Source organism: Paenibacillus tundrae (assembly GCF_030812775.1).
Taxonomy (GTDB): Bacteria; Bacillota; Bacilli; order Paenibacillales; family Paenibacillaceae; genus Paenibacillus; species Paenibacillus tundrae_A.
Genome location: NZ_JAUSTI010000013.1, coordinates 138959 through 150962 on the forward strand (window position 1 = coordinate 138959; position 12004 = coordinate 150962).

The window sequence follows — 12004 nt, forward strand, 5'->3', positions numbered from 1 at the left end:
GTGACCAATACTATTAAATCCACTCTTCCCTAGCAACTTTGCACAGGAAAGATAGAGTTATAGAGAATACTATGAAACTATAAAACAGAAGGAGGATGATTTTAATGGGATACAACAACGGGAATTCGTACAACAACTATGCTATCGTATCAATTATTAAACAACTGGGATTGGGTGCCAATATTAGAGTTCATTTTCAAGGGCAAACGCATACCGGAAAATATGCCGGACTGAACAATGGAGTGCTTATTCTTAATAGATCGAATAATGAGACTGCTTATTTCCCAGTCAATCAAATTACAGCAATAGACGTTATCTAAAGAAGAAAAGACAAAAAGAAGAAGCGGAGAACTAGATTCTCCGCTTCTTTTTTCTTGGAAATATGACCTGCACAGCAGAAATCATGCGGGGATGGATATAGACAAGTGAATCACTCTTATTGATCACGACTGAATCAAAGGCAAACCCAGCATAGATTCCCTCAATAGACTTGGAATTTAGATATATTCGTACATGAGCTCCTAATTTGCATCTTTGCAATATATACACACTAAACATCGTAGTAGTCCTCCCATCGTCTTTATCGATAGGATATGCTAAAAAGATAGGTTTGCGTGGATGCTTGCTGAGATTTTAGCTTTCTAGCAGATTAAGTCTTGTGGGAGGATAGAGTGCTACTCGTTGCCTATTCAACATGAATTTATAATAGATTGTGCAGTATTTCTGATTACTTCAACATACTTACATATTTTCCATATACATAGACAACGCGTCCATCCAGTTTCACTTTCAACCAGCCATACTTCTCTGTGCTAATTACCTCAAGAATGGTTCCTTTAGGTACAGCCGTGACGATCTTGGCTTGGGATGAAGCACCAGCGCGAACATTCAGGTAAGCTGCGGTTACTTTGGCTTGTTTAACCTTGTTGTCTTTTACCGTATCAGGCTTCGTTGAACCTGGTGTAGTAGCAGGTTTGCCTGGTTTAGCTGGTTCTGGTGTTGGCTTCGGTTTCGTTGGTGTGACAGGCTTCTCCGGTGCAGGTGTAGGTGTACCCTCACCATTTCCAGCCGCAGCTTTACGAGCTGCGTTCAACTTCTGATAGAACTCACCTTTGGTTGATACGCCCGAGAATTGTGCTGCATCTACGTTTGCTTTGGCAGATAGGGCTTCAATCTCTTCTTGCGTCACAGCATCCAGAATGTTAATGGAGGCAATGTTGGTGTATTTTCCATCTTCTGTGTTAGGCACAGACATTACGCCCTCATTGATAAGCTCTACAACATCTGCACGCGCTGGTGCAGTGAGGTCAACGCCAGTGATGGTCCAGTTGTGCTGAATCTTCGGTTCATAAACACCGTTCATAACATCTTGCAGGTAGGCAATAGATAGGTTGCGAATGGTACCTTGAATCTCGCCGAATGCCGAAGCATCCTTGGAGGACCAGAGCATCTTGAACGTACGCCCTTCCAGTGCGCCGCCCTTCGCAATTAACGCTTCCATCCGGTAAGCATTCATGCCGAGCTTGAGTGTATCTTGTTCTTTGACTGCTTCACCATTGCTGTATTTGAGGTTCGTAATTCGGCTACCGTATGGCTTGGTGAGATCAATCTCATAGGTTACGCCGCCGAAGAAATCATTCGTACTGTACTTGGAGGCACGGCGCTTCGGATCAAAGCTAATCGTTACATCTCCTGGGCGTGTCGAGTTAAAGTACCCTACAGACCACTCCATGTAATCCTTCAGGTCACGTCCCGTTACTTCATATACAGTGACTTCACCGAAGGTATATTGATAGTTGAAGGCGATATCTTTTTTCTTGATCGGGCCAATATCTAGCTTGGCTTTGTCGTTATCAATCTGGTGTGCAACCACATCAGCATCGCTGTAATGAATCATAACTTCGGTGAAGAAGTCGGATAAAGGGGTCTCCTGAATCTGCACAGCAGGGATACCTTTGATCTCATCGGCAGGGACAAGGTTGGTACCTTTCAATTCAGCGACTTCGATGTTGGCATCTGCACGAGCGAACTCGTGGAACGGGTGCAGTGTCTCTTCAAGTCCTGCATCAGACACCTCGTAGGTACCATCTGCTGCTTTTACAGCGAGTGCCTGGGCTTCTTTACTTTTCAAAACAACGTTGTCGCCGTCTTTCTCAAAAGTCAGGTCGATTCGTGAGATGTGTGATCCGTATTTGTTCGGTTCGGAGATCAATACGCCGTTCACCGTTTGTGATTCGATTAAAGTATGCATATGTCCGGCAAAAATAGCCGCCAGCTCTGGGTTCGCATTCGCGATATCGGTTACTCCGGTTCCCGGATTGCCGTTCTCGTTGTCGAGACCCATATGCATAAGTCCAACCATGACATCTACTTTGCCTTTAAGCTCAGCAATGGCTTTTTTGGTCTCTTCGACAGGATCCTTAACAATAATGCCATCTAGGTGATCGGTACCTTTCTCGAACTCGGTAATCATCGGTGTGTTCATTCCAATGACGCCCACTTTAATGCCATCCTTCTCAATAATCGTATAAGCAGGCATGTAGCGGTCGCCGTTTTCTTTGAAAATGTTACCTACGAGAGGTTGTCCGTTGAATTGGGAAGAAATCTTCTCCAACACATCCAGACCAAAGTTAAACTCATGGTTACCCATAACCCATGCGTCATATTTCATCTCGTTCATTGCGACCATCATGGGAGATTGTGGTTGGTCATTGAAGAGCTCAGCAGAGTTATCCTGAATCATATCTCCTGCATCTAGCAGAATCGTATTGGGATTCTCAGCTCGTACTTTTTTAACGATGGTATAGAGCTGTGTCATACTTCCTGTTGGGTTTGGACCGTCTAGAGCGTAGTCCCATGGCATAAAACGCCCATGAATATCGGATGTGCCGAGCAACGTAATTTTAGTTTCTTTTGCTGATTCGGCTGCTTCAGCCGGGGCTGAAGTGAATGGAGCGAACAAAATGGAGGTACATAAGAGAAATGATAAAGACCATCCGGCGAAACCTTTCGTTGAAAATTTGCGCATGTTGTAATCTCCCTTGTTATCTAGTGTATGTAAAGATATGTGTCATTTTATACTAGATAAACATGAAGGGAATGTAAACCCGTATGTAACAATTATGTTCGATTGGGATAGGGTGAGCCCGGTTCTTTGGAACCATTCAGGCGTGAAGGGCATTACATTGTGGGGATATAACCAAAGACAGACGTGGGTACAACGGATCTCACCTGGTGAATAGTAGCGGCACGGAACGTCCGGCCTTGCAGTGGCTAGAAACTACCTAGCGAATAACCCTAAACCGTCGCATAGTTGGAGCCAAAAGCTGTCTAAAGGTTACCAGTGAATAAGAAGGAGCCTTATCTTGATATTACAAGATGAAGGCTCCAATTGATTTATCCATTTAGCTTATCTATCTTATCTATTTATGAGAAAGTTCAGCGCTTGGTGTGTCAATGATTAACGGTGTTGTTACCCAATAACAATGCTATTGAAGGAGTCGGCATCCAGCTCGAATGTTAGTGTCTGTTCTTCATAGGCGAGATGAAGCTCGCGCTTATCCTTGAAGGGATTGTTAATGACAATCACTAGACGACCATCCTCATTGCGGAAAGCGACTGCTTTACCAGCCCAAGCTCCTGAAAGTCCTAATCTCCGAGCACCTGGCGCCACTTGGTGAGCAAAATGTTTCATGACATAATACTCCGGATTGCGAGTGAGTTCCTTCAGCTCCGGATCAACTGTAATCATGGAGTTCTGCTCCCATCCCCAAGTACTGCGACCCTTCGGCTCAAGCACCATATTCCAATAGATGTACGCGTTCACCCCATTGCTGAAATAATGCTGGTATAGATTGAATACATATTTGGCATAGTTCCAGGAGTTGTTCCCGTCACCACATTCATTCTCGGTCTGCATATAACGAAGCTCGGGATAGCTTGCTACAGTACGTTGAATCGCATTTTTACCTGCCCATTGGTAGCCGACACCCTTAATATAGGCGTACGCTTTAGGATCGCTGAGAACAAGCCCGGCATATTCATCAAAATCATTCGTTTTCTTCTTCATCAATTCTTCCCATGGATCGGGTGCGTTGATCGTGCCTAACCAGATTTCCGTGTCCAAGCCGTGTTTGTCAAAAGCAGGGCCAAGATAATCGGCAATGAATTCACGGAGCTGTTCACCTGTCCACATGCAGGAAGGGAACTTCTGATCCGCAATGACCTCATTCTGAACATGAACCTGATGAATCGTTATACCCGCCTCTTGGTAAGCCTGTACGAATTTCACAAAATACAGAGCATAAGCTTCTAGAATTTCCTTCTCCCAGCGTAATGTGCCATAGTTATACGCTTTGGGTGTCTTCATCCAGGTTGGTGGACTCCAAGGGGAGGCGAAGAGTTGTAAGTTCGGATTATACGTGAGTGCTTCCTTAATGTACGGAATAAGATATTTGAAGTCGCGTTCAATTGAAAAATGCTCCATCGCCACGTCCCCATCAACCTCGTTGTGGCTATACCATTGCTCTGCATAATCACTTGCCCCAATCGGGAGTCGGCAGATGTTGAATTTATGTTCACCTTCAGGGTGAAAGAGGGAATGAAATACTTCACGCCGCTGCTCATCATTCAAGTGGGATAGGGCCATATAGCCCAGCTCATTGAAACATCCACCGAATCCTTCAACAAGCTGGTGCTCAGCACCGCTCAGTGTTAAGTTAGCGCTTTCTTTTGACGGTGTAAAAGAGATTTCTTTCCATGCAGTATCAGGTGTCGTAGAGTATCCTTGTATGTTTAGTGACAACTAATGTTCCTCCTCGCCTAAACCTCGGTTATGGTGTACAGTACAGTCAGTATAACAAGTCTTCTATGAAATGAAGATACACTGATCCGCGTAAAATTTGCCCTAATCCAAGGTGGTGGAATCCATGATTATCCCAGAACAATATCGTTCCTATTTATCGCGAGAGAGTCGCTGGCTACCCGCTACCAATTGGAATGTGAAGCTATTTGGTGCGCATATGCAGCAGGTGAAGCAAGGCTGGCGGGTACCGACGGAATCTCATCTAGCCTTTGAATTAATTCTTATTCTGGAAGGAATGCAGACGACGAGTATGGAGAATATTCATTACGAACTGCATCAAGGGGATATTCTGCTTATTCCACCAGGCTGTAGGCATACGAATGAATGTAATGAGGAACAAGGTTTAACCTACTTTATCGCTCATTTTAATGTGGACGAGGTGTTGTTTCGGCAGGAGATGAGTCAGCATGTGCAATGGTTATTTCCGAATGGCAGTGAAGAGAACCAGCGCATCAAGGATGTTATGCTGAAGTGGGTAGGGCTACTTAACCGCAATGAAGAATATACAACACCCGATCTGTTTCGTATGCAGGCAGGTCTGCTGGAGATTCTAGCGGTTTTAGCAGAACATAGCTCTTCACGTGCCAAGGAGGCTGTCTCTCCGACAGTAGCTCACTATGCGAAGCTGATTGCCGAGGCGATCAAGAGCCAGCTTAATATGGATTACATTCGAGATGGTGGGGTAGGAGACAAGGTAATTCGAATTAAAGAAATTGCATCCTCACTCCAGATCAGTACAGGGTACGCGCTGGAGACGTTTCAGAAAGTGTATGGTATCTCTCCTCGTAAATACTTATCCGAACTCAAGCTTCATGAAGCCAAGCAGCTCATTCATCAGCCCGACCTAAGTCTGACTCGGATTGCTACGATGCTTGGATATTCTTCTCTGCCCCATTTCAGTCGGCAATTTAGACGTTGGACAGGCATGAGTCCGAGTGAATACAGACAGACCGTTGGAGGTATTCATTTTTTCGAATAATTAAAAAAAGGCTTTCCCGGTATGGTTCCAACTAATGGTAAGGAACGATAACCCGGGAAAGCCTTTTTCGTTGTTCAAAAAGTACGTTTTTGATTACAAAGGATGCTTGGCGGCATTTTAGTGTAAGACGCAATTATATATGAGTTCGTTTAAGGCTGAGATTGTTCTCTGACCAATGGTTGCTTATTCTCGAAGATCAGGATCGTTTTGCTGCTGGCAATGTAGCCAACAGTTGTATCCAGTTGCTCAGAGATAAAGCGCACAGGCACGAAGGCTTTTCCGTTTCGCATTAACAGAGGTGCATCATCCATCATTAGTTGATCATTCACTCGCACCTGCTTGTTATCAGCGTTCCAGTGAATGGTCTGATCATTCTGTGTAATGGTAACCTCATGCGCAGCGGCATTCCAGTCCACATGGGCATTTAACTGCTCTGAGATAAAGCGTAAAGGAACGTAAGTCCGACCTTCATCAATGAAAGGTGCTGCATCCAGGGCGTATGCCTGATCCCCCACATAAGCTGTCGTAGAACCTTCAACTAAGCGTTGAAAACTACCCTGAGGGGTTCGTTTCTGCTCCCGTACATTCATCTGGTTCAACAAGCGCATCGTGTTACTTCCGCTGGTTACATCCAAATAGTTATTCTGTACCGTCAGCCCCCCAGATTCACTCTCGTTAACCGAGGTCTGCACATTCGTAGCAAAGGATACCGATGCGTTGATATCCGTGATGGTGTTCGTCGTATCTGCCCGAGTAAAAGAGAGCCCGGCGATTGGGCTTAGATCCCACACCCGATTATTAGCTAGTTGAAGCGCCTTGAGCTGCGTTAATGACGCTAGCGGTTCTAGGTCATAAATCTGGTTCGATTCAGCGTTCAGCTCGGTTAGATGGTGCATATTTGCAATAGCATGTAGATGCTGGATCTGGTTGCCACTAATATCGAGCGTCCGTATTCCTGTCATATGTTCAATGGGCGTCAGATCTGAAATTTCATTTCCCGCTACATTGAGTTTACGGAGGGTGTTAGGCAGATCAGCGAGATCGTCCAGATGCTGAATTCGATTGTTCGCTACATTCAACTGCTGCAGCTTGGTGGAATGTGCAAGTGGAGAGATGTCTGCAATCTTATTGTTAGCCAGCTCAACCCAAGTTAGATCAGACAGATCCGTCAGCGGTGTAATATCTGTAAGCTGGTTTCCACTAGCAAAGAACGTATGTAGCCGGGTGAATTCATCAATAACATCAATAGAAGAAATTGAATTGTTGCTAATCAAGAGTCGTCCGAGATCCTTCAGATCTGCAAGTGCATCAATAGACGTAATGTAATTGTTCCGTACATCAATCTCTCGAAGCTGGGTCAGATGCGTTAGCGGTGTCAGCGTCTCAATCTCGTTACCGTATAGCCGCAGATGCGTCAGGTTAGACGCCTGTTCAAGCCCTGCTAGACTTTGAATGCCCGCATTGCTTAGATCCACAACTGTAAGTTGTTGCAGATCAGATACAGTCAGGGGAGCATCCAGCGGTTTATTCAAAATAAGCTTCAAGCCATCTTCCAGTGCAGGGTCTTCAATAAGTCTGTCGCCCGATTCACCAGTTGGGTACGCCAAAGCTTGCCCGGCTGAGCCAATACTTAGGATAAATAGTAGAACTAGTAGAGCCACTCTTCTCATTACAACGATTCCCTCCGATTCTATGAATTGATGATGCGCCATTCGTTTGCACAACTTCTATGTAGTTCAAGCCTTATCGTCATGATATAGAGAGATCAGGATGCACACATCCCTAGTTATTAACCCATCGTATGAAAAAAGGAACACCTTATTCAGGATAAGCAAACAACTCTACTTCTATTTTATATGAATGTACCTTACACTGCACACTTCTGAGCATCTTTGCGCCAAAAAATTTAAATGCCTTCTTTTATTGTAATTCAATGCACGTTAAGAAAGGGTATAGATAGGTAAATACGCCATTTGGAGGAGAAGGTGCGAGTATGCGTCAAGCCATGATTATCAGTAATCCATCGTCCGGTAAAGAACAGGCTCAGCAGTATGTGTCCCAGGTCAAAAGAATTTTGGCATCACAGCAGTATGAGGTTGTTGTCAACGAAACAGCTCAAGAAGGAGATGCGACCAACTTCTGTCTAGATGCATGTAAAAACAGATGTGATCTCGTTATTTCAATTGGAGGGGATGGAACGCTGCATGAGACGATTAACGGCATGATGGATCAGGATCACCGTCCTACGCTTGGCGTCGTACCCCTGGGTACGGTCAATGATTTTGCACGAGCCCTTCATATCCCCCTTGATCCGGAAGAAGCTATTCGCGGGTTGAGTTCGAATCAAGTGCGTGCGGTAGATGTCGGGAATATGAATGGACGACTGTTTGCCAATGTTGTAGCAGCAGGTTCACTAGCCGAAGCGTTGTCCTCTGTTTCATCCGAAGAAAAATCGAAGCTAGGTTCATTTGCCTACCTGAAGGAAGGACTGAAGGACTTGGTGAATACCCCTGCGAAACGGCTCACCATTGAACATGACGGTCAGAGCTGGGAGGGCGACTCTCCCTTATTCCTCGCTGCGCTAACCAATTCCGTTGGTGGATTCGAGAAGCTGTCTCCAGATGCGGTGGTGGATGATGGGGTTATTCATTGTTTTGTGATCCGGAATATGAGTATGCTTAACACACTGACTTTGGGCACATCCTTGCTGTTCGGTAGCTTGAAAGACCATAAAGATGTGGAGTATTTTACTGCAAAAGAATTACGTGTAACATCTGATGAGCCCATTGGAACCAATGTAGATGGAGAGGAAGGGCCGTCACTACCCATCCAGATTCAAATTCTTCCTCAGTATATGAAGGTAATCGTCACAGAAGAAGTACAAGTCGAAGAAGATTAGAGAATACATGCGGTGCGTCATGGTTAGTCACAAACGGTCATTTTTCCATAGAAGAATTCGAAAAACCCATTGAAACCGATTGCAGATGTATGTCACAATCATAGACGGAAGACAAGTACCATCAACGATGATTGTAGCAATACAATTAAACAAAATATCCGAATATGGAGGGTAATCATCTTGAGAACAATTAAACTTGGCAGTAGCTCGCTGGAGGTACCGGTTGTAGCGGTTGGCTGCATGCGGATTAATACATTAGATGGTAAAGAAGCGGAGCATTTTGTTCGTTCTGCAATGGAGATTGGAGCCAATTTCTTCGATCACGCCGACATTTATGGAACAGGAAAATGTGAGGAGATCTTTGCAGAGGCTGTGCAGATGAGCCCTCAAGTTCGGGAAAACATCATTCTGCAATCCAAATGCGGGATTCGCAAGGGGATGTTTGATTTCTCGAAAGAGCACATTTTGAATTCAGTCGATGGTATCCTGCAGCGTCTGAAAACGGACTATTTGGATGTGCTGTTGTTGCACCGTCCGGATGCACTTGTTGAGCCGGAAGAGGTGGCAGAAGCCTTTGACCTGTTGGAGCGCGAAGGTAAAGTTCGTCACTTCGGCGTATCTAACCAGAATCCGAACCAGATTGAACTACTCAAAAAATATGTTAAACAGCCACTGGTCGCTAATCAGCTCCAGATGAGCATTACGAATACAACGATGATAGACAGTGGAATCAATGTGAACATGGAGAACGAAGCTGCAATTAACCGTGATGGTAGTATCATGGATTATTGCCGCCTGCATGATATCACGATCCAGCCATGGTCTCCTTTCCAATATGGATTCTTCGAAGGGGTCTTCTTGGGAAGCGACAAGTTCCCTGAGCTGAATGCGAAGATCGATGAGATTGCAGCGAAATATGATGTGAGCAACACCACGATTGCAATCGCTTGGTTGCTGCGTCATCCGGCACAGATGCAGCCCGTGACAGGTACGATGAACCTTGAACGTCTGCAAGACTGTGTTAAAGCGTCGGATGTACATCTTACTCGTCAGGAGTGGTACGACATCTATCGTGCTGCTGGGAATGTATTGCCATAAGCCTAGCAACAATGGCGTAGTGTTCTCTTAGAAATGGTCATGAAAACACGAGTGGATCTTTGCTCGTGTTTTTATGCTGTTCAGGTTATCAGGCTGAAGCTTTTATTGCATAAAATCGAAGGAATACTACCGTGATATAAAAGGATTAAATTGTAATTAATACAAATTAGTTCAAATTATTTTATTGACCCATACTTCATAAATACATATAATTACTTTAAAAATATCATTAATCTGGAATTCATTTCATCAACTTAATGAAGCGGATTCATTCGTTTATGTTTTTTTATTTTGGAGGGTGGTGTTCGTTTGGAGTCCACAACCACGATACGCGATCATTTGGAGAGTTATCTTAAGCGTGAGCAGAGGTCTATTAGCTTCTTTTCAGACACGTCAGGCATTAATTCAGGTACGCTGAGTAACATTCTTAATAAAAATCGCCCGATTGCTATGCAGCAATTGGATCGAATTACTGCGGCTATGGGATTAGAAGAAGGTCACTTCTATGAACTATACATAGATGAGTGTTTTGTGCATGCGACTCCTGACTGGCGGAGACTAGGGCCATTCCTCCATCGTTGTGCCGATTTGAATAAATTGAATTGTATTGAAGAGGTTATCCGTTTAATGATGGATAATCTATCCTATATTCCCTTGTTGTTTGAAGTGGCAGAAGAATTCTACCGTGATGGCAAACACGAACCGGCGATTCTTCTATACGAAACGATTGCCGAGAGTGAGAAAATGCAGCACTCGGAGCGGTTAGCCTTATGTCAATACCGCCTGTTCAAGCTGGGTCTATCCAAGGATCAGCAACGGAATCTGATCATCGCAGCACAGTTTGAATACTATGTAGATCGACTGGATGAACGATATCAGTTGGATGCCTTGAATGAGCTTATTAATGCATTTGGTGCACTACATCGTTGGAATAAGGTACAAGAGCTATCTGAAAAGTTACGAGTGAAAGCAACAATTCATTATGAATTGAATGGTAGAAAGAAGCCGGAAGAAACCAAACGCCCCATCATATTTTATATTTTATATTCATATCTAGCGGCAGGTAGTGCCTGTTATCAGCTCAAAGATTATGATCAAGCGCTTGAGTACGTGTCACTCTACGCGGTGAATAATTGGGTGAAAGAGTGTAACGAGGAAGAGGCGCTAGTCATCACTCAGTTTCAGGAATGGGCTGTGGGGAATCGTTATATCTACCGCTTGATGGCAGGGCAGTTCGAAGTATTGCCTGATTATTTGAACTATATATCAACGCGAGAGAATGAGATATTTCCAGCATTGTGCGATATCGTTACAGCAGCCAATCGATATAACGGAAATATCGATTTTGTGTTAGAACAATACGAATCTTACTTCACATACCAGGATCAAAGCAACCGAATTGGAAAGGTCAGCAAACAAGTCACTGATGATCGATATGTACGTCTTTTAGCTGACTTGGGAGCATATTATCTGAAGAAAGATGAGTTTCATAAAGGTATTGAATTTGTCATAAATAGTCTGAAATTTTCACTTGAAATTTGTAGTGGTAGAGCTATGCTTAGAGGTGTCGGGCTGTTTGAGCAATACAGGGATTTTGCGACAGACACCGCTAAACAGCAGTACAAAAATATAATTAGTGAGGTGCACAAACTCAATGAAGAGAACGTTGGCTTTGCTGATAGCCACATGTAGCATTTGGGTAAGTATCGTAATTCCTGCTCCTGAGCCTGTCTCTGGAAACGAAGCTCCAAGCCCCTCAATAGCGAGACCTGCTGATCATGGATTTGGTACCTAGCACATAACAAAATTAGAAGACGCCTCTGAAGCCTATTCAGGGGCTTTTTAGTTTGGAAAAATTAGTAATGTCATATGACTATAGTCCTACCGATTGACATAATCAGCTAAAATATGACAAAAGGAGGGGACACTATGGAACATACTGCGTTGATCGTCCAGATTGAATCGGCTAGGGAATTACTGTACACCATTGAGATGAAATATGGGAATCTACTGCACCCAGAAGTTATTCAGCAGTCCGTAGTGTTAGACGGTCTTATTAATCAATTCAATCAAGCGAAGCAGAAGGCATCCGTGAGAACACAATGATTCAACGAGCTAGCTTAGCAACGGATTAAGCTAGGGATAAGACTTCGAGTTAATCTTA

The 12004-nt window shown here is 44.1% G+C and carries 9 protein-coding genes and 1 pseudogene; 7 read left to right on the forward strand and 3 right to left on the reverse strand.

The window, feature by feature from the left end; genetic code table 11:
- Positions 1-104: 104 nt before the first annotated feature.
- Entirely contained in the window at positions 105-320 is a 216-nt protein-coding gene (locus J2T19_RS20830; RefSeq protein ID WP_056703109.1) for a hypothetical protein, read from the forward strand.
- Positions 321-727: 407 nt separating this feature from the next.
- On the opposite strand, the gene J2T19_RS20835 is transcribed toward J2T19_RS20830, so the two are convergent.
- Positions 728-3028 (reverse strand): 5'-nucleotidase C-terminal domain-containing protein, encoded by a 2301-nt coding sequence (locus tag J2T19_RS20835; RefSeq protein ID WP_307219129.1) that lies wholly within the window; start codon positions 3026-3028, stop codon positions 728-730.
- A 118-nt stretch (positions 3029-3146) separates the two neighbouring features.
- Here J2T19_RS20835 and J2T19_RS20840 point away from each other — a divergent pair.
- A pseudogene (locus J2T19_RS20840) lies at positions 3147-3288 on the forward strand (endo-1,4-beta-xylanase); the annotation flags it as partial.
- A gap of 184 nt (positions 3289-3472) precedes the next feature.
- On the opposite strand, the gene J2T19_RS20845 reads toward J2T19_RS20840, so the two are convergent.
- Positions 3473-4804, reverse strand: coding sequence for a glycoside hydrolase family 30 protein (locus J2T19_RS20845; RefSeq protein ID WP_307219131.1), 1332 nt, complete (start codon positions 4802-4804; stop codon positions 3473-3475).
- 124 nt (positions 4805-4928) lie between these two features.
- Between J2T19_RS20845 and J2T19_RS20850 the strand changes: the two genes are divergently transcribed.
- Positions 4929-5843 (forward strand): AraC family transcriptional regulator, encoded by a 915-nt coding sequence (locus J2T19_RS20850; RefSeq protein WP_307219133.1) that lies wholly within the window; start codon positions 4929-4931, stop codon positions 5841-5843.
- 149 nt (positions 5844-5992) lie between these two features.
- On the opposite strand, the gene J2T19_RS20855 is transcribed toward J2T19_RS20850, so the two are convergent.
- Positions 5993-7513 (reverse strand): leucine-rich repeat domain-containing protein, encoded by a 1521-nt coding sequence (locus tag J2T19_RS20855; RefSeq protein ID WP_307219135.1) that lies wholly within the window; start codon positions 7511-7513, stop codon positions 5993-5995.
- Positions 7514-7836: 323 nt separating this feature from the next.
- Between J2T19_RS20855 and J2T19_RS20860 the strand changes: the two genes are divergently transcribed.
- The 4 genes from J2T19_RS20860 to J2T19_RS20875 all read left to right on the forward strand — a co-directional run bounded on the left by J2T19_RS20860 (position 7837) and on the right by J2T19_RS20875 (position 11946).
- Positions 7837-8742 carry a diacylglycerol/lipid kinase family protein gene (locus J2T19_RS20860; protein WP_307219137.1) on the forward strand — a complete coding sequence of 302 codons (906 nt, stop codon included), beginning with the start codon at positions 7837-7839 and terminating at the stop codon, positions 8740-8742.
- Positions 8743-8922: 180 nt separating this feature from the next.
- A complete protein-coding gene (locus J2T19_RS20865) occupies positions 8923-9840 on the forward strand; it encodes an aldo/keto reductase (RefSeq protein ID WP_307219139.1) in 918 nt (305 codons plus the stop codon).
- Between the two features lie 309 nt (positions 9841-10149).
- Positions 10150-11532, forward strand: coding sequence for a transcriptional regulator (locus J2T19_RS20870; RefSeq protein WP_307219142.1), 1383 nt, complete (start codon positions 10150-10152; stop codon positions 11530-11532).
- A 237-nt stretch (positions 11533-11769) separates the two neighbouring features.
- On the forward strand, positions 11770-11946 hold the full coding sequence (locus J2T19_RS20875; protein WP_307219144.1) for an aspartyl-phosphate phosphatase Spo0E family protein: 177 nt from the start codon (positions 11770-11772) through the stop codon (positions 11944-11946).
- Positions 11947-12004: the final 58 nt, after the last annotated feature.